18 protein-coding genes are annotated in these 23,368 nt (G+C 60.2%); 10 read left to right on the top strand and 8 right to left on the bottom strand.

Annotated elements, in window-relative coordinates; genetic code table 11:
- The first annotated feature begins 65 nt into the window (after positions 1 to 65).
- Positions 66 to 788 carry a methyltransferase domain-containing protein gene (locus G5287_RS06745; RefSeq protein WP_202003466.1) on the top strand — a complete coding sequence of 241 codons (723 nt, stop codon included), beginning with the start codon at positions 66 to 68 and terminating at the stop codon, positions 786 to 788.
- On the opposite strand, the gene rnhA is transcribed toward G5287_RS06745, so the two are convergent.
- Positions 776 to 1,240, bottom strand: a complete 465-nt coding sequence (rnhA, locus tag G5287_RS06740) for a ribonuclease HI (RefSeq protein WP_005337815.1) — start codon at positions 1,238 to 1,240, stop codon at positions 776 to 778. The genes G5287_RS06745 and rnhA overlap by 13 nt on opposite strands.
- A gap of 79 nt (positions 1,241 to 1,319) precedes the next feature.
- Here rnhA and dnaQ point away from each other — a divergent pair, with 79 nt between their 5' ends.
- Together dnaQ and G5287_RS06730 are read left to right on the top strand one after the other, a co-directional pair.
- The gene (dnaQ, locus tag G5287_RS06735; protein WP_047439188.1) at positions 1,320 to 2,054 is read left to right on the top strand and encodes a DNA polymerase III subunit epsilon; all 735 of its coding nucleotides are present in this window, start codon (positions 1,320 to 1,322) and stop codon (positions 2,052 to 2,054) included.
- The gene (locus G5287_RS06730) at positions 2,051 to 3,313 is read left to right on the top strand and encodes a TIGR03503 family protein (protein ID WP_421231060.1); all 1,263 of its coding nucleotides are present in this window, start codon (positions 2,051 to 2,053) and stop codon (positions 3,311 to 3,313) included. The genes dnaQ and G5287_RS06730 overlap by 4 nt, the downstream gene beginning before the upstream one ends.
- 100 nt (positions 3,314 to 3,413) lie before the next feature.
- On the opposite strand, the gene G5287_RS06725 is transcribed toward G5287_RS06730, so the two are convergent.
- The gene (locus G5287_RS06725) at positions 3,414 to 4,931 is read right to left on the bottom strand and encodes an HD domain-containing phosphohydrolase (protein ID WP_216954328.1); all 1,518 of its coding nucleotides are present in this window, start codon (positions 4,929 to 4,931) and stop codon (positions 3,414 to 3,416) included.
- Positions 4,932 to 5,243: 312 nt separating this feature from the next.
- Between G5287_RS06725 and G5287_RS06720 the strand changes: the two genes are divergently transcribed.
- The 7 genes from G5287_RS06720 to G5287_RS06690 all read left to right on the top strand — a co-directional run bounded on the left by G5287_RS06720 (position 5,244) and on the right by G5287_RS06690 (position 13,357).
- Complete coding sequence (locus G5287_RS06720; protein WP_069526731.1) at positions 5,244 to 6,047, top strand: siderophore-interacting protein; 804 nt, start codon at positions 5,244 to 5,246, stop codon at positions 6,045 to 6,047.
- Positions 6,048 to 6,325: 278 nt separating this feature from the next.
- Positions 6,326 to 8,293 carry a TonB-dependent receptor domain-containing protein gene (locus tag G5287_RS06715; RefSeq protein ID WP_421231095.1) on the top strand — a complete coding sequence of 656 codons (1,968 nt, stop codon included), beginning with the start codon at positions 6,326 to 6,328 and terminating at the stop codon, positions 8,291 to 8,293.
- A 125-nt stretch (positions 8,294 to 8,418) separates the two neighbouring features.
- A complete protein-coding gene (locus tag G5287_RS06710; RefSeq protein ID WP_019446608.1) occupies positions 8,419 to 9,435 on the top strand; it encodes a FecCD family ABC transporter permease in 1,017 nt (338 codons plus the stop codon).
- Between the two features lie 7 nt (positions 9,436 to 9,442).
- On the top strand, positions 9,443 to 10,480 hold the full coding sequence (locus G5287_RS06705) for a FecCD family ABC transporter permease (RefSeq protein ID WP_227342322.1): 1,038 nt from the start codon (positions 9,443 to 9,445) through the stop codon (positions 10,478 to 10,480).
- Positions 10,480 to 11,283, top strand: a complete 804-nt coding sequence (locus G5287_RS06700; RefSeq protein ID WP_227342324.1) for an ABC transporter ATP-binding protein — start codon at positions 10,480 to 10,482, stop codon at positions 11,281 to 11,283. The genes G5287_RS06705 and G5287_RS06700 overlap by 1 nt, the downstream gene beginning before the upstream one ends.
- 83 nt (positions 11,284 to 11,366) lie before the next feature.
- Positions 11,367 to 12,284 carry an ABC transporter substrate-binding protein gene (locus G5287_RS06695; RefSeq protein WP_100645523.1) on the top strand — a complete coding sequence of 306 codons (918 nt, stop codon included), beginning with the start codon at positions 11,367 to 11,369 and terminating at the stop codon, positions 12,282 to 12,284.
- 284 nt (positions 12,285 to 12,568) lie between these two features.
- Positions 12,569 to 13,357, top strand: a complete 789-nt coding sequence (locus tag G5287_RS06690; RefSeq protein WP_227342325.1) for a hypothetical protein — start codon at positions 12,569 to 12,571, stop codon at positions 13,355 to 13,357.
- A 76-nt stretch (positions 13,358 to 13,433) separates the two neighbouring features.
- Here the strand turns inward: G5287_RS06690 and G5287_RS06685 are convergent, their stop codons facing one another.
- From G5287_RS06685 to G5287_RS06660, 6 genes are all read right to left on the bottom strand, one after another.
- On the bottom strand, positions 13,434 to 13,781 hold the full coding sequence (locus G5287_RS06685) for a copper-binding protein (protein WP_421231059.1): 348 nt from the start codon (positions 13,779 to 13,781) through the stop codon (positions 13,434 to 13,436).
- Between the two features lie 44 nt (positions 13,782 to 13,825).
- Positions 13,826 to 16,954 (bottom strand): efflux RND transporter permease subunit, encoded by a 3,129-nt coding sequence (locus G5287_RS06680; protein ID WP_421231058.1) that lies wholly within the window; start codon positions 16,952 to 16,954, stop codon positions 13,826 to 13,828.
- 73 nt (positions 16,955 to 17,027) lie between these two features.
- Positions 17,028 to 18,551, bottom strand: a complete 1,524-nt coding sequence (locus tag G5287_RS06675; protein WP_216978399.1) for an efflux RND transporter periplasmic adaptor subunit — start codon at positions 18,549 to 18,551, stop codon at positions 17,028 to 17,030.
- A 272-nt stretch (positions 18,552 to 18,823) separates the two neighbouring features.
- Positions 18,824 to 19,324: a hypothetical protein gene (locus G5287_RS06670; protein WP_227342331.1), complete on the bottom strand. Its 501-nt coding sequence runs from the start codon at positions 19,322 to 19,324 to the stop codon at positions 18,824 to 18,826.
- Positions 19,325 to 19,381: 57 nt separating this feature from the next.
- A complete protein-coding gene (locus G5287_RS06665) occupies positions 19,382 to 20,134 on the bottom strand; it encodes a substrate-binding periplasmic protein (protein ID WP_216978400.1) in 753 nt (250 codons plus the stop codon).
- A 116-nt stretch (positions 20,135 to 20,250) separates the two neighbouring features.
- Positions 20,251 to 23,361, bottom strand: coding sequence for an efflux RND transporter permease subunit (locus G5287_RS06660; protein WP_100645526.1), 3,111 nt, complete (start codon positions 23,359 to 23,361; stop codon positions 20,251 to 20,253).
- Positions 23,362 to 23,368 lie beyond the last annotated feature (7 nt).

Below are 23,368 nucleotides of genomic sequence, written 5' to 3'. Positions count from 1 at the left end.
CTTCTCTTTAGGGAGGGTATCTTATATAACAGGATTGCGTTCGAAACCCCGAGTTGAACCCTATTATGCAGGTGGCACGTACCGAACAACAAATCGAGATCCCGACCAGTTGGTCAGCGCTGCCTATGGGTGACTGGGTGGCGGCCGAAATTCAGGAGCGGCTCGACAGCTGGTGCCCCAACTTGTTCGGGTATCACTTGCTCAAGGTCGGAGCCCTGAGCGCCGAGCTCTCCTGCAAATGTTCATCCATTCGTCATCAGGTGGGTGTCGCGCCTGAGGGACGACTGCTGGACATCTATGGCGATCCCCTCGAGCTGCCGGTGCGAACCGGCAGCGTCGATGCCTGTCTGCTGGCTCACTGCCTCGATTTCTCCGCCGATCCCCATCAGGTATTGCGTGAAGCCGAAAGGGTGCTGACCGATGATGGCTGGCTCATCATCAGTGGTTACAATCCGGTGAGTCTGGTGGGTGTTGGCCACTGTATCCCTTTTTTACGGCGCAAGTTGCCCTGGTCTGCTCGGATGTTTACCCCTGGGCGGGTGACGGACTGGCTGCATCTATTGGGGTGTGAAGTGATGTTTGACGAGCGTTTCGGTTACTCGTTTATGGGTAAACAGAGCTGGCACAGCTGGTGGCGGGAGAGTATCGGGCGGGATTATTGCAAGGCGTTTGCGTCGGTATACGTGATTGCTGCCCGTAAACGGCGTTTTCCACTGATCCCGGTGCGGCGGCGCTGGCAACTGCCAAAGTCCCTCGCTACACCGGGCATGGCCCGTCAGGGCTGGTAACCGGTATCCTCGGCCAGATCCTTGCCGCAGGCGGCATCTCTGGCCAACTCGTCGCACCGTTCGTTCTCCGGATGGCCGGAGTGGCCCTTTACCCAGAGCCACTCAATCTGGTGGCGACCCACTTCTGCATCCAACTCCTTCCAGAGATCGACGTTCTTGACCGGTTGACGATTGGCGGTCATCCACCCCTTCTTTTTCCAGCCGATGATCCACTGGGTGATCCCCTGGCGCACATATTGGCTATCGGTGGTGAGGCGCACCTTGCAGGGCTCGTTGAGGGTTCGAAGCCCCATGATGGCTGCCATCAGCTCCATCCGGTTATTGGTGGTCAACTTGAATCCGGCGGAAATTTCCTTGCGGTGCTTGCCGTAGACCATCACGGCCCCGTAACCACCCGGGCCCGGATTGCCGAGGCAGGAGCCGTCGGTATAGACATCAATCTGTTTTAACATGAGCAATCAATCTGTTTTAACATGAGGCTTGGGGTAAACTAGCGAGTAAGTAAAGCCGAAGTTTGACATAGATTGGATCATGAACACACCCCAACTGAATCGCCAGATCATTCTGGATACTGAAACCACAGGTATGAATACGGCGGGCGGCCCTGTCTATCTGGGGCACCGCATTATCGAAATCGGCTGTGTGGAGGTGATCAACCGCAAGCTGACCGGTAACCACTATCACGTCTATATCAAGCCTGATCGTCTGGTCGACCCGGAAGCGATCCAGGTGCACGGTATCACCGACGAGTTTCTGCGTGACAAACCGTCGTTCAGCCAGATCGCCGACGAGTTCCTCGAGTTCATCCGCGGCGCCGAACTGATCGCCCACAACGCGCCGTTTGACGTGAGCTTCATGGACTACGAGTTCAGCAAGCTCGGACTCAACTTCAAAACGGCGGATATCTGCACCATCACAGATACCCTGGCGATGGCGCGGGATCTCTTCCCCGGCAAGCGCAACAACCTGGATGTGCTGTGCGATCGTTACGGTATCGACAACTCCCACCGTACCCTGCACGGGGCTTTGCTCGATGCGGAGATCCTGGCGGACGTCTACCTGCTGATGACCGGCGGCCAGACCAAACTCAATCTGGCCACCGAAAGCAACGAAAACGAAAGCAATCAGGACACCAGTATTCGTCGGTTAGAGAGCAACCGACCCGCCCTCAAGGTGGTGCGTGCCAGTGCCGAGGTTCAGGCCCTGCACGAGGCGAGACTGGATCTGGTACAGAAAAAGGGAGGAAGTTGTCTGTGGCGGCAATGAGCAAGTGGTGTGCCGGTCTGCTGTTGTTGCTCTCGCTGGGGGCGATGGCGACCGAGGTATTTGCCCCTTCCGATATTCCGCTGCTGGATAACCGCTTTCGCATCGATTACGGTGTGAAGGAGATCACCTTCATCATCAAGCGCAAGCCGGGCACCCCGTCCGTGATCCTGGTTCGCCCCGATGGCAGCAAGCTTTACGTGGGCAAGGTCAAACCCACAGATGTGGGTTGGCTGGCGCTGCCGGAGCATGATCTCATTACCCTGCGCAATCCCATGCCGGGCCCCTGGCAGGCGATTGGCGAGGTGGATCCCGACAACCGGGTGCGCATTCTCTCCGATATCCGGCTCGATATCGCCGCCCTGCCGATGCAGCTCTATCAGGGGGAGGTGGTCAAGCTCAAGGCGTGGTTGCTGATCAATGGTCAGCCGCCGAAAGATAAATACTATCTCTCTGATCTTGGCATGACCGTCAAGCTGCAATCGTTCAGCGATGCCGATAAGAAAGAGGTCGTGCTGGATCAAGTACTTGGCCACTATCGCGATGATGGCAAGGGGCTCGACGAAGTGCCGGGCGATGGCATCATGACGGCGGAAGTGACGCTGCATGATATTCCCGGTGGCAAGTACCGCGCCATGTTCAGCACGGGCAATCAGGTTTTTGTCCGTGCCCGTTATCAGGATGTTCTGCTTTACCCCTATCCGTTCAGCTATAACTTGTCGCCGCCTTCGGATGAGCTGGGTGCCAAGCTCTCACTGCTAATCGACCGTGATGAGCTGGATCCCGCCTCCGTGGTGGTCAAGGGGAGTGTGACCAGCAATGTGGGCGGCCTCTACGAGTTCAGCGAGACCGCCAGCGACCCCAAGCTTGATATCGATCTCTCCAACATCAAGGAGGTCGGTCAGCATGAGGTGAAAGCAACCCTCTATGGCACCACTCGCCTCGGCCGTGAGCTGAAAATCGAGTTGCCGGTGAAAACCTTCAATGTCTTCCCGCCACCGCCGCCTCCTGTAGAGGTGATGTCGGCCGCCGCTCAGGCCTCCAGCGCCGAGTCTACCGAAGAGCAGCCTGAAGAGGGAATGGGGTGGCTACTTTGGGTTCTGGTTGGGGGTGGGGTACTACTGGTGTTGCTGGGAGGCGCAGGTTTTGTGGTGATGCAAAAACGGCGTGCTTTTAAACGTGCGCTAGCAGCAGCTCAGGCTGAAAATCAACAAAACGGCCAACCGGCAGCCAAGCTAGATCTCAACTTGCCAGAGCAGTAGCCCAGACTCGGGAAAAACGATACACCAGAGAGAAGAAACCGCCCTCGATAAGCAGGGCGGTTTTTTAGCTCGAACCCTTAGGATAAGGGATTGGCAGCAATCAGTGATCGCCAATATAGACATCCTTGTTCTGCTCGCGGATTTCGAGGAACTTGTCCAGATTGGCCATCATCAGCTCGACCAGCTGGGGGTCGAAATGCTGCCCCTTCTCCTCTTCAATCAGGGCCAGCACCTTGTCCAGCGGCCACGCTTTCTTGTAGCAGCGATCCGAACCCAAGGCATCGAACACATCGGCCAGTGCCACGATCCGTCCTTCCAGTGGGATATCGGCCCCCTTCAAACCGCGGGGATAACCGCTGCCATTCCACTTCTCATGGTGATTGCCTGCTATGGTGGCGCCAATCTGGAACAACGCCAGATCGCTGCCGGAGAGCATATCCTGACCGAGTTGGGCATGAGTTTTCATGATCTCCCACTCTTCCGGGGTCAGCTTGCCAGGTTTGTGCAAAATGGCATCGGGAATACCCACCTTGCCAATGTCGTGCAGTGGTGAGGCCCGTTTAACCAGCTCGCTCTGCTCTTCGCTCATCCCCAGCAGATGGCAGAAAAGCTCGGTGTAGAGCGCGACCCGTTTGACGTGTAACCCTGACTCCTTGGAGCGGGTTTCGACCAGTTCGCCGATGCGATAGATGATCTCCCGCTGGTTGTCGGCGATCACCTCGTTGAGCCGGATATTTTCAAGTGCCACTATGATGTTTTCGGTAAACAGGGTCAGCAGGCTGGTATCGATCTGACTGAGCTGGCGAGTGGTCTCGATATGAAACAACAGGTGGTGGCGCGGGTTTTGGCAGTAGAGCACCATCTGGTTGGTGTTGTAGATATTGCAGCCCCGGGTCATGGCCTGACGCAGTATCTCGGGTGCCTCTGTCAACCGCACCGGGGGATGACCTGGCAGCAGGGGCTCCAGCAGTTGATCCTTCACTTCGTAGGCATATTGTTTTACATCGTAAATCTGGGTCTCTCCCAGATGGAGCAGGGCGCTCAGCTGCTCTTGGGCGCCTTCGACAAACTGACGCAGCGCCCGTTTCTCAAAGATCCCCTTGGAGGCTTCGATGACTTTTTCCAGCCCTTGCCGATTGCTTTCCAGGGTGCGGATATCCCGATAGGAGCGCAGGCTGGCACGCAGCAGGGTGCGCAGCTTCTGGGAGGTGAGCTCGGTTTTATCCTTGTAGTCGTTGATGTCGTAGTTGGTCACCACGTCATCTTCCGGCGCTTGGCCGGGTTGGCCGGTACGCAGCACGATTCGTACCATCTTGTTTTGCAGCTCTTCACGGACATATTTGACGACATCAAGACCGGCGTGATCGACCTCCATCACCACGTCCAGCAGCAGCAGTGCAACATCCGGGGTGGTGGCCAGCAATTTTTTTGCCTCTGCTGCCGAATAGGCATGCAGAAACTCGATGGGACGATTGTCAAACTCGAATTTGTTTAAAGTGATCTTGGTGATGCGATGCACTTCCGGTTCATCGTCAACAATCATCACCCTCCAGCCTGCTTGCTGCGCGTCGGGGAGGGAGAGCTCGTCATCATCAATAATCAGGATCTGGTCATCCATCATACAATCCTGTTTGGCATCCTGTGCTTACATTAACTGCTTCACTAAGGATAGGAAACTTATTGAGAAATAAAATTTGATCTCGAAAAACTATGGTCGAAATAGGCAAATGGAACCCTGCGTGACAGTGTTGTTGTCCGGCTGCTTTCTTCGTCCAATCATGGGACTAGCGTGCATAAGCCCGTTTCTCTGTTCGGGGGCTGATGGTAGTGATTAGTGATGTTTGAGCCGGATAGACGAGAAATAATCGCATTTGATAGTGATTCCCATTTGTGTGTAGCATAGGCAACACACTCAACGAGGAGCCTCATTGTGTCCCCATCTCTGCCTCCCAATCGTCCCCGTCTGCTGACTGTCAAAGCCATTACCCAGATCACCCCCCATTTGCGTCGTATCACCTTTGGTGGCAGCGAACTGGCTGACTATCCCTTCACCTGCGGTGGGGCCCATATCAAGGTGATGCTGGCCCAGCCCCATCAGGTAGAGCCGGTGCTGCCTGCCATGACCCCGAGCGGCCCGCGCTGGAGTGACCCGGCTGACAAGCCGGTGATCCGCACCTACACCATCCGCGCGTTTCGCCGTGATGAGCAGGAAATTGATATCGACTTCGTGCTGCACGGTGACGGCGGGCCCGCCAGCGCCTTTGCTACCCATGCCAAGCCGGGAGAGAAGGTAATCCTCTCCGGGCCGGGTGGTCCCAACCCTATGCTGCAACCGGCCGATCACTACTGTCTGGTAGGGGATCTCACCGCCTTGCCCGCCATCATGGCGATGTGCGAGGTGATGCCTGCCGATGCCAGAGGGGAAATTGCGATTCTGGTGCCGGATCAGGCCGATGCTCAGCCGTTGACGCTGCCGGTCGGGGTGCGCTGTCACTGGTTTGTCGGCGAGCCCGAGTCCAGCGGCCTGCTGGAGCATGTGATTGCTCTGCCGCTGGTGCGCGATGGTGGCTTCTTCTGGCTGGGTGGGGAAGAGGCGCTGGTGCTGCCGCTGCGCCGCCATTTTCGGTCTGTGCTCGAGGTGGATCGCCAGTCGCTCTACGCCGTGCCGTACTGGCGCCGGGGCAAGAGTGAAGAGGCCTATCACCAGACTCGCCACGATGTGATGGATAATTAAGCGGATGCGAAAGAATACCTGATTCACTCTTGCAAATAAAAATGATTTGCATTTAGTATTGCGCCGTCCCGATGTCAGTCGGTACGGCGCTTTTGTTATTGATGGCTGCGAGTGGCATAGCACAACGCAGGGCCTGCCGTAATGCACTGATGTTCGGGGTGATGGGGCATGGACGACTGTTCATGCCAATGAACTCCATCACTTTGCACCGGGTCTGGCGAGGTCAGACAGGGATGTCGGTGGTGTTGGCCTTGGTTGTTTTATGTGGAGTGTTGATGATGCGTACATCATCCCGACGATTTGCAGTGCATCCACTGGTGTTGTCCCTTTTTGCCCTGCCAGTTCTGGCCCAAGGGACTGCGCCTGTCGCCGCTCATGAAACTATGGTGGTGACGGCGAGTAAAACCCGGCACAGCGAGCTGACCGCCCCGGCCAGCGTCTCTGTGGTGACTCGGGTCGAGCTCGACAAGCTCAATGTCAATGATCTGACCGGCGCTCTGAAACAGTTGCCGGGGGTCAATATCAGCCCTGCCACCAGCTACGGCCGCAGCGAGATCAAGTTGCGCGGGCTGGAGGGGGATTACACCCTGTTGCTGGTCAATGGCCGGCGTATCAGCTCCCGCGATGCTCTTACCTCCGGTTATGGCAATGATTTCGATCTCTCCGCCATCCCGATGGCGGCCATTGAGCGTATCGAAGTGATCCGTGGCCCCATCTCCTCCCTCTACGGCGCAGATGCGCTGGGTGGGGTGGTCAACGTCATCTTGCGCCAACCCGGGGAGAAGACCGAAGCGGCGGCCACCTATACCTTCAGTGACCCCACCGACGGTCACGGAGGGGATATCAACAAGGCGAGTGCCTATGTGGGCGGGGCGCTGATCGACAACAAGCTGCTGGCCAACCTGGTGGTGGAAGGGAACCACAGGGATGCCTGGCAGAGCGAGCAGAGCATCAACCCCAAGGCCGATGCCATCGAGCAGCGTGAAAAGCTGGGGATCCTCTCCAACGTCAAATGGTTGATCGATGATCGTCAGGATCTGGATGTAGGGATGAACTACGCCAAAGACGATCGGGAGGCCCACTGGAACAACTACGGCCAGACGCCGCGCAATATCCAGCAGATGGAGCGACTGGGGCTCAATGCCACCCACGTCGGCCGTTGGGATCAGTTCGACAGCCGGGTCGGCTATGCCTTCGAGCAGGTGGATCTCTTTGATGACTCCGAACTGATGACGGCGCTGAGCAAGACCAGCGGCGATGTGAGCCAGACCAACCACACCTTCGATGGCCAGCTGAGCGGTAATCTGGGCAGCCACCTGCTGACCAGTGGTGCCGAGTACCGCATCACCGAACTCAAGCACAACGTCAACCTCAAGGGGGGCGATGTCAGCGTCAACCAGAGCGCGCTCTATCTGCAGGATGAGTTTGGCTTTGGCGATCTGGCGTTGACCCTGAGTGGCCGGGTAGATCACCACGAGACCTATGGCACCGAGTTCAGCCCCCGCGGTTACGCCCTCTACAGCCTGACGGACAACTGGGTGGTCAAGGGCGGCATTGGCAAGGCGTTCAAGGCGCCGACCATTGCCCAGTCCAACCCGGATTATGCCGTAGCTGCCTGTCGCGGTCGCTGCGCCGTGGTGGGCAACCCGGATCTGAAGCCGGAAACCGCCGTCAGCTACGAGCTGGGCACCGCCTACGATGGTTCGTTCTGGGGCGCCGGGGTTACCGCCTTCCACAACGATATCAAGGACAAGATCCAGAGCGAGGCATGGACCTCCACCTGGCGTCCGGCGGTGATGACCTATCAGAACGTCAGCAAGGCCCGCATCAAGGGGGTGGAGCTGAGCGGCTGGTTTGATATCACCGATACCCTGACCCTTTCCAGCAACGTCACCCTGATCGACGGGGAAGACAAGACCAGCGGCAAGGATCTCTATCGGACGCCGGAGCATACCGCCAACGCCAAGCTGGAGTGGCAGGTCATCGAGAGCCTGAGTACCCAGCTGGGCTGGACCTACACTGGCAGCCAGATCCTCCCGGTTCCGCGCATGAGCGGCACCACCTATGAGACGACTGCAGGATTCCACACCCTGGATGTCGGGGCAGTCTGGAACGCCACCCGGGCACTGGATCTGAAGTTCGGACTCAACAACCTGACCAATACCAAGCGTGACTGGGTTGCCACCGAGGCCGATCAGATCCTCGACGGGCGCACTGTCTATGCCGGTGTGGCCTACAAGCTGTAATGGCTGAACGGGAGCCCGCATTGGCGGGCTTCCGCTGTTGTCAGGGGATCACCTCGGGTGACGGCTTTTATTTCAACCACATGTATTTCAACAACATGCGCATTGCCACCATAAGGAGTTAAAGGGTGTTTAGAGACCAGACCTCGCTGTTCTGGCTGGGATTGTTCCTCCTGTTTGTACTGCTTTCTCTTTCGCTCGCCACCGGTGCGGGTGTCTATGGTGCTCGCGAGGTGCTCGGCTACCTGATGGGGGATGCCCGCTGGGCTGGCGACGAGAAGCTCGCCATGGTGCTCAATACCTTGCGACTGCCGCGCACCCTCTGTGCCATGGTGGTCGGCGCCTCTTTATCTCTGGCTGCCTCCTTGTTGCAGAGTGCGACCCGCAACCCGCTGGCAGAGCCAGGTCTGCTGGGAGTCAACGCCGGGGCCGTCTTTGCGCTGGTGGTGGGGCTCACCTGGTTTGGTGTGGAGTCTGCCTATGGCTATTTGCTCTGGGCCGGACTCGGCGCACTGCTCGGCAACGTGATTGTGTTGGGGCTCGGCATGATGATTGGCCGCTCCAACCCCCTCAAGCTCATTCTGGTCGGGGTGGCGCTCTCCGCCACCTTCGGCGGTCTCTCCAGCTTTCTGCTGCTCTCCAACAAGATGGTGCTGGAGCAGTACCGCTTCTGGAACCTCGGCTCCCTGTCGGCGGCCAATCTCGATGCCATCATCGCCGTGCTGCCCTTCGTGCTGGCGGCGTTTGTCATCACCCTGCTGCTCTGTCGCCAGCTGACCCTGATGCAGATGGGGGACAGTCAGGCCCAGGCGCTGGGGATCCGCCCCAACCGGGTGCGAATTGGCGTACTGCTGGCCGCCACCCTGTTTACCGCCAGTGCCATCGCCATTGCCGGTCCCATCGGCTTTGTCGGCTTTCTGGCCGCCTACTGTGGCCGACTGGTGGAGCCGGTGAAGCTGTCGGTGCAGGTCTGTTTCTCCGCCCTGTTCGGCATGCTGTTTCTGCTGTTGGCCGACATTCTGGCGCGCTGGCTGATCCAGCCGTTCGAGTTGCCCAACGGCGTCATTCTGGCCCTGATCGGCGCACCAGTGCTGATCGCCATCGTCCATCGCGGGGGCTTTCGTACCCTGCTGACCGTCAAGTGAGGGGCTGATGCGCACACCTACCGATATGCTCTGCCTGCGGGCCGGTAACCGCTCTTTGCTGATCCATCTGCCGAGCTGGCGCTGGCTGGCGCTGCTGGCCATGGCGCTGCTGGCGTTGGCTCTGCTGGCCCTGAGCGTTGGCGGCGGCAAGCTCGGTTTTGCCGGGGTGGTCAACACCCTGATGGGGGAGGGGACGCGGCTTGAGCAGCTCACCCTGTTCAAGATCCGGCTGCCGCGCATCCTTGGGGTGGTGGTGGCGGGGGCGGCCATGGGGCTCTCCGGCTGTCTGGTGCAGACGCTGGTGCGCAATCGGCTGGCCACACCCGACATGGTGGGGGTCAACAACGGGGCCTCTCTGGCCATCATCGTCTTCTCCCTCTACCTGACGATAGGCAGCTGGCCCTGGTGGGCGGCCCCTATCGGCGCCATCTTCGCGGCGCTGGTGCTTTATGCCCTATGCCGCAAACCGGGTGAGCAGGGCTATCTGTTCGTGGTGATAGGTATCGGCCTCTCCGAGCTGTTCGAGGCGCTCGGCCAGTTTGTGATGTCCACCCAGGCCCTGCTGCACTTGAGCTCCCTCTATCTGTGGAACATGGGCAGCTTTATCGCCGTGGGTTACAGCACCATCACCCCCATCGCCATCCTGTTGCTGCTGCTCTGCCCGTGGATCGTCTATCTCTCCCGCTCGCTGGCGGTGCTACGCTTTGGCCCCGAGATGGCCAGAGGGCTTGGCGTCAACGGCGATCGGGTGCAACTGGGCATTCTGGCGCAGGCCATTCTGGTGGCGGCGCTCGGCACCGCCATCGGCGGCCCCGTGGTCTTTATCGCCATGGCTGCCCCCATTCTTGCCTCTTGGCTGGTGAAAGACCGGGTGGTGCCGCTCTGGCTGGCGGCGCTTAGCGGCGCCCTGCTGCTGCTTGCCAGCGATACCCTGGTCCGGGTGCTGGCCAGCCCCCACGAGGTGGCGACCGGCATCATGACCCGTATTCTCGGCGGCCTGTTGCTGCTGTTTCTTCTTGTTAACGATCGCCAGAGGGCTGACTGATGACGCTCACCGTAAATCGCCTCCATTTCGCCTATCAGCAGACCCCCATTTTGCGGGACATCTCTTTCAGCGTGCCGAGGGGCAAGCTGGTAGGGATCGTCGGCCCCAACGGTTGCGGCAAATCGACCCTGCTCAAGCTGTTATCCGGCCAGATGAAAGCCCAACGCGGCGAGATCCTGCTCAAAGGCAAGCCGCTTGCCAGCTACCCCATGAAGGGGCTGGCGCGGGAGCTCGCCTATCTGCCCCAGCGGCCCACCCTGCCTGCCGGCATTCTGGTGGAGCAGCTGGTGCAGTATGGCCGTCACCCTCATCAGGGCTGGTTCAATCAGTGGGGTGAGGAGGATGCCCGCATGGTGCGTATTGCCTGCGAGCGAATGCAGCTTGAGGGGATCTGGCAGCAGAGCGCTGCGTCCCTCTCCGGCGGGCAAGCACAGCGGGCGTGGCTGGCGATGATCCTGGCGCAGGACAGCGACATGGTGCTGCTCGACGAGCCCACCAGCGCCCTCGATATCGGTCACCAGACCGAGGTGATGGAGGCGATCCATCGCATCACCGCCGAGGGCAAAACCGTGCTGCTGGTGATCCACGATCTGGCGATGGCGGCCCGCTACTGTGACGAGCTGATCGCCATCGGCGAGGGGACCGTTGCCGCCATGGGCCCGGCCCGGGAGGTGGTGACCAAGTCCTTGATCGACCGGCTCTACCAGACCAGTGTCGACATTCTGCATGCCCCCGGCGACGGGGCGCCCATTATCGTGCCCCGTCGCCACGAACATGGCCGTGCCCTGCGTTCGGCGAGTTGAGTCATATGGGCCTGCTCTGTGGGCCCACCGAGTGTATTCACGCGGCCGATTATCCGGGCCGTGCAACGAGAAGGAGTGAAATGATGAAGCGTTTTGCCGCCCTGGCAGCAGCCATCCTGATGCTGGCCGCGCCGCAGGTTCAGGCGCAGGAGATGCGTGAAGTGACCGATGCGTTTGGCCAGAAGGTGCAGGTGCCAGCCCAGCCAATGCGGGTGGTGGTGCTGAGCGAGCTCGAACTCGACAGCACCCTGACCCTGGGGCTGACCCCCATCGGCGCCGTCAATGGCCGTGGTCAACCCACCTTGCCCCGCTATTTGCTGAACAAGGCGGGCATGGGTATCCAGGTGATCGGCGATCTCGACAGCCCCAATCTGGAGTCGCTGATTGCGCTGGAGCCCGACCTTATCCTGACCGGCCAGACCCGTCCCGAGCTGCTGACCTTGCTGGGGGAGATCGCGCCGACCGTGGTGACCAGCAAGTGGGGTGAGCCTTGGCAGGATAGCTTCCGCCGCACCGCTCACACCCTCAACCGCGACCAGCAAGGGGATACTTTCTTGCTGCAGTATGCCGAGCGGTTGACTCAGGCCCGCAGCAAGCTGGCCAAGCATCAGGGGGAGAGCATCAGCATAGTGCGCTGGAACCCCAAGGGGCCGAGCTTTATGTATCAGGGCACCTTTGCCAGCAGCGTAGTGGAGTCGATGGGGCTGGTACGCCCAAGCAAGCAGCAGGGGACTGGCGCACCCCACTCACCGGCGCTGAGTCTGGAGTCCCTCAACCTGCTGGATGCTGACTGGCTGGTGGTCGGCACTCTGAGCGCCAGCGGTGATGCGGTGGATGCCATGCGTCAGGCGGAGCAGACCCCGGCGTTCCAGCAACTGCCGGTGATCAAGGCCAAGCGCTTTGGCGCCGTTGACGGGTCGCTCTGGACCTCCAGCGGCGGCCCGCAGGCGGCTCTCAAGGTGATCGAGGATGTGGAGCAGTTGCTGGCAACCCGCAGCTGAACGAGCGCGTTATCTGAGGGATGAAATCTGTGCGAATGAACCACAGATAGAGTATCTATCTATCAGTGGTTCATTAATGTGGATGTTAATTTCTTTTATTGGCTCATTCGCAAAAGAGTGCTTTCGTTTATTGATTAATGTGTGAATTGCTGCACGTTCTGGGTACGAGCCTCGCGGTATGGCTTTTGTCGCCCCCGTTTTTCCGTATGGTATGAGCGTTTATTGGGTCAAGGGTTAATTGCTGCTTGTTCCCGTTAAGTGCTTGCTACCAAAGAGGAATCTAAATGAACGAGAGTCGACGTAGAGTCACCCTGGGGCTGTTGAGTACCCCCCTGGTCGCCACCCTCACCGGCTGCAACAGCAGCAATGACAGCCAGGGGAGTGCGGCGGATTTTCGCACCACCCTGACCGACCGGCTGAGCGCCGAGCTGCACGACGAGCAGACGGCCCGCCAGCTGGCCCCCTTCATCGAGGAGGCCTGCTTCAACATGACCCCGTCCCGGGTCGCCATCGACCAGGCCCACTGCGTCATCGCCTTTGCCTTCGGCAACCGCCCCAACGCCTCGGGCAACCCGGATGAACTGGCCGAGCCCGGCCCCATGAACGAGGCTCTGGCTGCCTGCTGTGCGGCCCTCTATCGGCAAAAGCCGGTGCCCATGTACGTGCAATGGGAGATTGCCCGCTTCCTCGACTCGGCACGCTATCCGGACATTCCAGCCCGGGATGTCATCTCCATCGAGCCTTACTGGGATAATGAAGGCAAGCTGGTCTACCTCAGCACGGACGGCGTGGTGGAGGCCATTGTCAGGGATTATGCCGGCGGAGATGCCGCCGCCCTTGGCACGGCGGCCGTTATCGGTCACCGCGACCACGTCAAGCGCTGCATCATCACCTGCCGTGCCCGCAAGGTGGCGAGCCATGCCCCGGAGGGGATCGAACTGCCCGTCTGGTACGACGAGCAATCCGATCAACCCTGGACCCGTCGCCGCGACCTCTATGTGCTGCAGGATATCTCGGTTCAGTTGATGGGGGTGGCGCAGGCCAACATAGCCCAAGCCTATCCGAACGGCTGAGGAGGCCGCTCGGTGGATGGTGCAATAACAGAAAACGGCGGGATGATCCCGCCGTTTTTTTTTGAAATGACTCTGATTACTGTTTCTGGATAGTGGTTACGGTTGGCTTGCCGTCCGGGTTCTCGGCGTGAAAACGCACCGCATCCCCCACCTTCAGATCCTGGAGCTGGGCCGGGTTAGCTACTCGAAAGACCATGGTCATGGGGGGCATCTTGAGGTTCTCGATCGCCTCGTGCTTGATGCCGACTTTGCCGCGCCCCTCATCGAGGCGGGTAATGACCCCCTTGGTCATCACCATTGCGGCCTGTTCGCTCATCTCACCCGTCTGACTCATATCGTGCCCTTCATGGTGCATCATCTCTTCGGCTTGCAGGCTGGTGTGGGTAGCAAGGCCAAGCAGCAGGGTCAGCGTCTTGTAGTTCATGATGGTTTCCTCATCGTTCAGTCAATATGGATCGTGAAATCGGGTTATTCGGATTGCGGGTTCGCGCCCTTGCCAAGGCTGCGGCTGCGCCACAGGTAATAGGCCGCTGGCAGCACCAAGAGGGTCAGCACCAGCGCGCTCACCATGCCGCCGATCATGGGGGCGGCGATGCGCTGCATAACTTCGGATCCGGTACCGTGGCTCCACATGATGGGCAAGAGGCCGGCGATAATAGTCACCACCGTCATCATCTTGGGACGCAGGCGCAGGGCGGCGCCGTGGATCACCGCCCGATGCAGACCCGCCTTGTCCGGCTTGCCACTGGCCACCAGGTTATCCCAGGCATGGTTGAGGTAGACCAGCATCAAGACGCCGGTCTCTACCGCCACCCCCGCCAGAGCGATAAAGCCCACCCCGACCGCCACCGAGAGGTTGAAGTCGAGCAGCCAGAGGGTCCAGATCCCGCCCACCACCGCCAGCGGCAAGGTGGTGAGAATGAGCAGTACCTCCTGAACGCGGCGAAACGCCAGATAGAGCAGCAGCACGATAATGGCTACCGTGAGCGGCACCACGTAGGCGAGGCGCGCCTTGGCCCGCTCCATGTACTCGTATTGGCCAGACCAGGTGAGGGCGTAGCCCGCCGGCAGCACCAGCTGCTTGCCCACCTTTGCCTTGGCCTCAGCTACAAAAGAGCCGATATCGCGGCTGCGAATATCGACGTAGACCCAGCCGTTGAGGCGCGCATTTTCACTGCGCAGCATCGGGGCCTCGTCGCTGATATAGACCCGGGCCACATCCGCCAGCGCGATACGCGCACCGCTCGGAGTCACCACCGGCAGCAGCTCGAGGCTGGCCACTGAATCGCGATAGCTCTGGGGGTAGCGCAGGTTGATAGGGTAGCGTTCACGTCCCTCGATGGTCTGGCCCACCTCCATGCCGCCCACCGCGGTGGCGAGCACCGCCTGCACGTCGGCGATGTTGAGGCCGTAGCGGGCCGCTTTCAGCCGGTCGATGTCCACCTTGACGTAGCGGCCACCGGCGACCCGCTCGGCGTAGACCGATGAGGCGCCCTCCACCTTGCCGACGATCTGTTCCAGCTGCTGGCCGAGCTGCTGGATCACCTTGAGATCGGGCCCCGCAATCTTGATGCCGACCGGGGTCTTGATGCCGGTGGCCAGCATGTCGATGCGGGTCTTGATGGGGGGCACCCAGGCGTTGGTGAGGCCGGGGAAGCGGATGAGGGAGTCGAGCTCTTCTTTGAGCTTCTCCGGGGTCATGCCGGGGCGCCACTGATCGCGGGGTTTGAGCTGGATGCTGGTCTCCATCATCACCAGATCCGCAGGGTCGGTGGCTGATTCGGCGCGGCCCGCCTTGCCGAACACGTTCTGCACCTCGGGCACGGTACGAATGAGCTTGTCGGTCTGCTGCAAAATCTCCCGCGCCTTGCCCACCGAGATATTGGCTGCGGTGGTGGGCATATACATGATGTCCCCCTCGTCCAGCGGCGGAATGAACTCGGAGCCCAGGTACTTGAGCGGCCAGAAGCCCGCCACCGTCACCACGGCGGCGATGGCCAGGGTGGTTTTCGGACGAGCCAAGACGGCTTTGAGCAGTGGCACATAGCCCAGGCTCAGCCAGCGGTTGAGCGGGTTGGCCTGCTCCGCCAGCACCTTGCCACGGATAAAGTAGCCCATGATCACCGGCACGAGCGTGATGGCGAGCCCGGCCGCCGCCGCCATGGCATAGGTCTTGGTGTAGGCGAGCGGGTGGAACATCCGCCCCTCCTGCGCCTCCAGCGCGAACACCGGCAGGAAGCTGATGGTGATGATGAGCAGGGAGAAGAAGATGGCGGGCCCCACCTCTATGCTTGCCTCGGTGATGATGCGCCAGCGGTTCTTATCGGTGAGCGCCTCCCGCTCCATGTGTTTGTGGACGTTCTCGATCATCACGATGGCGCCATCCACCATGGCGCCGATGGCGATGGCGATGCCCCCCAACGACATGATGTTGGCGTTGATCCCCTGCAGGTGCATCACGATAAAGGCGGTCAGGATGGCGATGGGCAAGGAGATGACCACCACCAGCGACGAGCGCAGGTGGAACAGGAAGGCGAGGCAGACCAGCACCACCACCGCGAACTCCTCTACCAGCTTGCCGGAGAGGTTGTCGATGGCGCGCTGGATAAGGTCGGAGCGATCGTAGACGGTGACGATCTCTACTCCTTCCGGCAGGCTGCTTTTGAGCTGGGCGAGCCGCGCCTTGACCCCGTCGATGGTGTGCTGGGCATTCTCGCCATAGCGCATGACGATAATGCCGCCCACCACTTCCCCTTCGCCATTGAGCTCGGCCAGGCCGCGCCGGCTCTGGGGCCCGGTGACCACATCAGCCACATCGCCCAGCAGCAGCGGGGCGCCGCGCACATTGGTACCGAGCGGGATCTGCTTCAGATCCTCCACGCTTTTCAGATAGCCGTTGGATCGCACCATGTACTCCGCTTCTGCCATCTCGATGACGGAGGCGCCGGTCTCCTGATTGCCCTGCTTGATGGCTGTCTCGATAAGGGAGAGCGGGATGCCGTAGGCGCGCAGCTTGTCCGGATCGACCCGCACCTGATACTGGCGCACCATGCCGCCGACGGTGGCGACCTCGGAGACCCCGTCCACCGTCTGCAACTCGTACTTGAGGAACCAGTTCTGCAGCGAGGTGAGCTGGCTGAGGTCATGCTTGCCGGTTCTGTCCACCAGTGCGTACTGATAGACCCAGCCCACCCCGGTGGCATCTGGGCCGAGCTGGGGTCGAGCGGAGGCGGGCAGGTTGGGGGCGACCTGACTCAAATACTCCAGCACCCGGGCACGGGCCCAGTAGAGGTCGGTGTTGTCGTCAAACAGCACATAGACGAAGGAGTCGCCGAAGAAGGAGTAGCCGCGCACCGTGGTGGCCCCCGGCACCGCCAGCATGGCGGTGGTGAGCGGGTAGGTCACCTGATCCTCCACCACTTGAGGCGCCTGGCCCGGATAGGAGGTCTTGATGATCACCTGCACGTCGGAGAGATCCGGCAGGGCGTCCACCGGGGTCTGTTTGACCGACCAGAGCCCCCAGGCGGTGAGCATGAGGGTCAATAACAGCACCAGAAAGCGGTTGCCGATGGACCAGCGAATAATCGACGGGATCATGATTGAACTCCTTTCTCACCAAGTACAGAGAGCGGAGAGCGGTTGCCTGCTAGGCAGCGAATGATGGCAGGGATCATGATTTCTTCTCCACCTCGGGCATCGCCATCTGATGTTGGCTATGGTCCATCCCTTCCATCTCATCTTTTGCCTGCTCCGGAGCGTGGCCGCTGGCCGGGGCCTTCTCCTGATGGATGTTGGTGATGCGGTACTCATCCCCCTCCTGCATTACCTGCAGGTGCAGGGTCTGCCCCTCGACCAGCTTGCTGATATCGACCCCGTCGGCGACGGTGAACTCCATCTCCATGGCGGGCCACTGCCACTCGGGGATGGGCTGGTGGGAGACCATCAGGGTACGTTTGGCCAGATCGATGCTTTCAACCTCGCCCTGAGTCCACACCTGGGCAGGGCGCACCGCCGTCATGCGCTGGAAGTCCGAATCGATGGCCGACTCGGAGTCGAGCAGGAACTGGGCAGAGCTGACGATGTTATCCCCCGCCTCTACCCCAGCCTTGATGGCCACCTTGTCGCCAAACTGGGGGCCCAGAGTGACGGCCACCGACTTGAAGCTGCCATCCCCCAGCGCCAGCACCAGCCGGTCCTGACTGCCGGTGCGGATCACCGCTTCGCTCGGCACCACCAATTGCGGCTCTCCCTTGCCCGCCTGAATGGTCACCTTGGCGAACATATTGGGTTTCAAAAACTCGTCCGGGTTGGCGAAGCGCAGCCGTACCTTGAGGGTACGGGTGGTGGCATCCAGAGTCGGGTAGAGGTAATCCACCTTACCTTGCCAACTGCGGCCGGGGGCATAGTCGAGGGTCATGGTGACCGGATCCCCCACCTTCAGCTGGGCGGCCTGGCGCTCGAACACCTCTGCACTCACCCACACCTGCTTGAGGGTGCTGATGTTAAAGAGCGCCGCGGCAGGCTCCACATACTGGCCTTCTCGCACCTTCAGCTCGGAGACATAACCGCTGCTGGGGGCATAGAAACGCACCGTCTCCTGCACCTGACGGGTGCGCTTGAGGGCCGCTATCTGATCTGCCGGTACCTGCAGGGACTTGAGCTTGCCTTCGGCGGCGCGCAGCAGCAGCGGGTTGGCAGTGTTGAGGGCCAGCAGGTATTCGTGCTGGGCGTTGACCAGATCCGGGGCGTAGAGCTCGTAAATAAGGCTCCCCTTGCTCACCTGCTGCCCTTCGCTCTTGATGGCGAGGGTGCGGATCCAGCCCGCCATGCGGGCGTTGACCGCCTCCAGCTTGTCCTCGTCATAGCCGACGTAGCCCACCGTCTCGATCTGCTGGTGGATAGGGAGCTTCTCCACCTTGGCAAGCCGCACCCCCAGGTTCTGCTGGATCTCGGGGCTGATGGTGACAGTGCCCGGTGAGCCGCCCTGTTTTTCCTCATAGACGGGGATAAAGTCCATCCCCATGTTGTCCTTGGCCGGGGCATTGCGCTTGTCGCGCGGATCCATGGGGTTGACCCAGTAGAGCGGCGTCTTCTCCTTGGCCACGGTGCTAGCAGTGGTCTGTTTGGCAGCCCAGTAACCGCCACCGGCGCCGAGGGCCAGCAGCAGGGCTGATACCAGCAGTTTCTGGCTCATCGCACACCCCCACTTAGTGGCAGGGTGGCAAAGTTCTTGGCGGCGATAAGGCCGGTAACAGGGACAAGTGACATCATATCTCTTCTCTTGTGCAGGCCGCCGGATCGGAGATGGACAAGGCATCACCTAAGGGATTGGCGGCAAACGGGGCGCAGCTGTATCAGCGCGCACGGCTCCCAGTGAGCGGACCGGTTTGGCCGGGGCACAGGGTCAGGCAAGGCGGCAGGAGACGGGCAAGCCGAGGCTTGCCGCTGCCGCAAGAGAAGATCTTTCTAGTGTCGCAGCACCGACAACATCAGGTGTCGGCGCGGCCAGGAGGGGGGATGGGTACCGCGTGATCGCAGGAAGGGATCCCGCAACCAGTTATCAAGCAGTGCAGTTGCGAAGTTACTGCCAAGTAGCAGGGGGAAGATCAGCAGGGCGACCAATACACCCAGCAGAGCTATCGCGCCGAAGGAGAGGGCATTGACGCCGGTCTGCATCTGGCACTCATCGCCCATGGCCGACCCCTCGTCTCCCTGATGGCAGGAGAGGGCCATGGTATCGCTCGGGTGAGACATTGCGGGCATCGCATGAGAGCTCTCGCCATCCGCCATCGCCATGGATGAATCCAACATCACCATTGGCAGGGGGCTGCTTTGGGTCGTCTCGGAGGAGAGGGGAGAAGCATGCCAGCTGATGCAGAGGGTCAGATTGCACACGAGCAGCAGCGCCAGCAATAGCCGGGCTAGCAGGGCAGAGGGCAATCTTGTCGCAAGCTGGGTGAGTGACAATCCGGTCATCCTTCAGGATCTGGTATCCAGACTCTAAACCTTGCTTCTGGGAGAAGGTCAAGGCGAGGGCTGGCGCTGTTGTTGCAGATAGATGTCGCTGTATTTCTCCAGCAGCTGATCTATCCACTGCCTCATGCCCGGCGCTTGCAGCATGGGTTCCAGCTGTTCGAGGGTGCCAAGATGGGGAGATTGTAGTGAAACAGAAATATAGAGCTCACCGCGCTGCAGTGGCCACTGCAGATCAGTCATTCCGCTGCTCGGGTAATTTTCGCTCAAAAACAGGCGGCCGGAAGAGCGGCCATAGGGAACGAAGTCGACCCGGTCACTGGCCAGCAGGCCAAATACCTGCTTGAGGGAGTTGACCCTGTAGATGCGGGTATTTGCTTGCAAAAAATCATCCATTTCGCTGCCAAGGCTGACGCCTATCATCATGGCTCCCCGCAGTCCGGTCAGATCCTCCCGTCGCTGCAGCAAGCGGCTGCCGGGTTGGCGCACGAACACCGCCATGTCATTGATGGCCATGGGCGTTCGGGTAAAGCGGGAGTAGTGTGCTCTCTCTTCGTTGCGCAGCGCACAGATATTGATGTCGACCTCTCCTTTCGCCACTTTCTGCTGACAGCGGGCCCAGGGGCCCACATAGGAGAGATCCACATTGAAACCCAACCGTTGATAGAGGGTACTGACTACTTCGGCACAAACGCCGATGATCTTGCCATCGCTCAGCCAGTTCCAGGGGGGATAATCGTGATGACCACAGGCGGAGAGGGTAGTGGTCGTCAAGGTCGTCGCGAGCCAGAGCTGAGCCAGCATATCCGGATCCTGTGCAAAAAAGTCTCGATGTGTGTCATTGAAGCACACCGCAGACAAAAAAATACCCCCGCACGGGCGGGGGTAGTTTGTTATCGGTGGCACGCCCGTGGAGAGCGTTACGGCTTGGCGCGTTTTTCCGACCCTTTCATGATGAGGCGGAAGAAGAGCGGGATAAAGAAGATGGCGATAAAGGTGGCCGCCAGCATGCCGCCGATGACCGGCCAGCCGAGAGCGTGACGGCTTGCGGCACCGGCGCCGCTGGAGGTGACCAGCGGCACACAGCCGAGGATGAAGGCCAGCGAGGTCATCACGATGGGGCGAAAACGCAGGCGCGCCGCCTCCAGTGCCGACTCGATGAGGCTCATCCCCTCCTCGTGCTTCATCACCGCGAATTCCACAATCAGTATGGCGTTCTTGGCGGCAAGGCCCACCAGGGTCACCAGCCCGATCTGGAAGTAGACGTTGTTGGTGAGTCCTACCAGCCAGGTGGCCAGCAGGGCGCCGAACAGGGCGAACGGTACGGCTGTGATCACCGCAAACGGCAGGCTCCAGCGTTCGTACTGGGCTGCCAGGATGAGGAAGATCATCACAATACCGAAGCCGAACGCCATGCCTGCGCTACCGGCAGAGGCCTTCTCCTGATAGGCGGAACCGGTCCACTCCAGCTTGGCATCGTTGCCAAGGGTGCTGTTGGCCACCTCTTCCAGTGCGGCGATCGCCTGACCCGAACTGTAGCCGGGTGCCGGCTGTGCCATGATCTTGGCTGCCTGGAAGATGTTGAAACGCTCTACCAGCTCGGGGCCAGTGGCATCACGGACCGTCACTAGGCTGCTGAGCGGGATCATCTCGCCGGTGTTGGAGCGCACGTAGACGTTGCGGATATCGCTCTTCTTGGCGCGGTAGTCCGCTTCGGACTGCAACTGTACCCGGTAGGTTCGGCCAAACTGGTTGAAGTCGTTGACATAGACCTGACCGAAGGTGGCCTGCATGGTGTCGAACACCGCATTGATCGGCAGCCCCAGCGCCTTGGCTTTCTCGCGATCCAGGTCGAGATAGACCTGCGGCACATTGGCACGGAATGTGGATGTGACACTGGCAAACTCGGGGCGCTCCTTGGCGGCGGCGAGGAAGCGCTGTACTTCGCCCGAAAACTCCTGGGCACTGCCGGAACCCCGGTTTTGCAGGTAGCCTTCCAGTCCGCCGGTGGTGGACATCCCCTGGATGGGGGGCGGGTTGAAGGAGGCAACAAAGCCGTCAGCCAGCCCCATCAGGCTCATCCCCTGCAGAGTTTTGGCCAGATCGAAGGAGTCCTGGCCTGTCCCCTTGCGCTCGCTCCAGTCCTTCAGGGTAATGAAGGTGAGACCGCTGTTGCTGATGATGGCGTTGGAGAGGATGTCGAAGCCCGAGAAGGTGATCACATCCTTCACATTGGGATTGGCCATGGCGAGCTTGTCGAACTGATCCGCCACTGCCTGTGTCCGGCTCATGGCGGCGGCATCCGGCAGCATGACGGCGGAGATGAGGTAGCCCTGATCTTCGTTCGGTACCAGCTCGCCCGGCACTTTCAGGAAGAGACCGTAGATGGAGAGCAACAGTACGGCGATGATGGCAAAAGCGACCCCCACCCGACGGTTCAGGAAGGCCACACCCCGTACATAGCCGCGGGTCAGCTGGTCAAATTTATCGTTGAACCAGACGAAGAAACGGGCCGGTTTGTGATGTCCCTCTTTCAGCAACACGGCGCACAAGGCCGGAGAGAGAGTCAGAGCCACCAGACCGGAGATGGCCACCGAGACCGCGACCGTGATGGCGAACTGCTTGTACATCACCCCTGTCATGCCACCCATAAAGGCGACCGGCAGGAACACGGCGCAAAGCACCAGCACGATGGCGACCACCGGACCTGAGACCTCCTGCATGGCGAGGATGGCAGCCTCTTTGGGCGAACATTTCTTCTCGCTCATGATCCGCTCGACGTTCTCGAGCACCACGATGGCGTCATCCACCACGATACCGATGGCGAGCACCATGCCGAACAGGGTCAGCAGGTTGATGGAGAAACCGAGCACCAGCATGCCGGCGAAGGTCCCGATGAGCGACACTGGCACTGCGATACAGGGGATCAGGGTGGCGCGGAAGTTCTGCAGGAACAGGTAGACTACCACGAACACCAGCACGATCGCCTCGAACAGGGTGTGTACCACCTCTTCGATGGAGATCTTCACAAACTCTGTGGTGTCGTAGGGGATCTGGTACTCGATATCCTGCGGAAAGCGCTCCTTGAGCCGCTCCATGGTGGTGTGCACCGCATCGGCGACTGCTACGGCGTTGGCACCGGGCTGCAGATAGGTAGCGATACCGATGGCCGGTTTGCCGTTGGCGCGGGCCACCAGATCATAATCCTTGCCCCCCAGCTCGACCCGGGCGACATCGCGGACCCGGATCTTGGAGCCATCGGGCATGGAGCGAACTATGATGTTCTGGAACTCTTTCACATCTTCAAGGCGACCCTTGGTCTGCACCGTGTAGGTGAAGTCGATGGGGGTCGAGGTGGGCTGAGCGCCGATCTTGCCTGCCGCAAACTGGGTGTTCTGCTCGCGGATGGCGCTAATCACATCACTCGGGGTGAGTTCGAGCTGGGCCAGTCGATCCGGCCGCAACCAGATGCGCATCGCATAGTCGGTACCGCCAAACAGAGTGGTATCACCGATGCCGGGAATCCGCTTGAGCTCGTCGATGATGTTGAGCAGGGCATAGTTTGACAGATAGGTGGTATCAAACGAGCCGTTCGGCGACTGGAGGGTGACCACCTGCAGGATGGAGGTCGATTTCTTCTTGACCGTTACCCCCTGCTTTTTCACCTCTTCCGGCAGCTGGGCCATGGCGGCCGATACCCGGTTGTTGACGTTGATGGTGGCCTGATCCGGATCTGTGCCGATCTCGAAGTAGACGTTGAGGTTCATCTGGCCGTTGGAGGCCGAACCCGATTGCATATAGATCATCCGCTCGACGCCGTTGATCTGCTGCTCCAGCGGTGCGGCGACAGTCTGGGAGATCACCTCCGGAGTGGCCCCCGGATAGAAAGCGGTCACCGAGACCACCGGCGGGGTGATCTGGGGATATTGCTCGATGGGAAGCGAGCGCATTGCCGCCAATCCGCCCAGCACGATAATGATGGAAATCACGCTGGCGAAGATGGGACGCTCGATAAAAAACCTAGAAAACATACGAGCT

It is taken from the genome of Aeromonas sp. 603079 (genome assembly GCF_049172135.1).
GTDB lineage: Bacteria > Pseudomonadota > Gammaproteobacteria > Enterobacterales > Aeromonadaceae > Aeromonas > Aeromonas veronii.
This window is presented reverse-complemented; position numbering and strand designations above follow the sequence as displayed.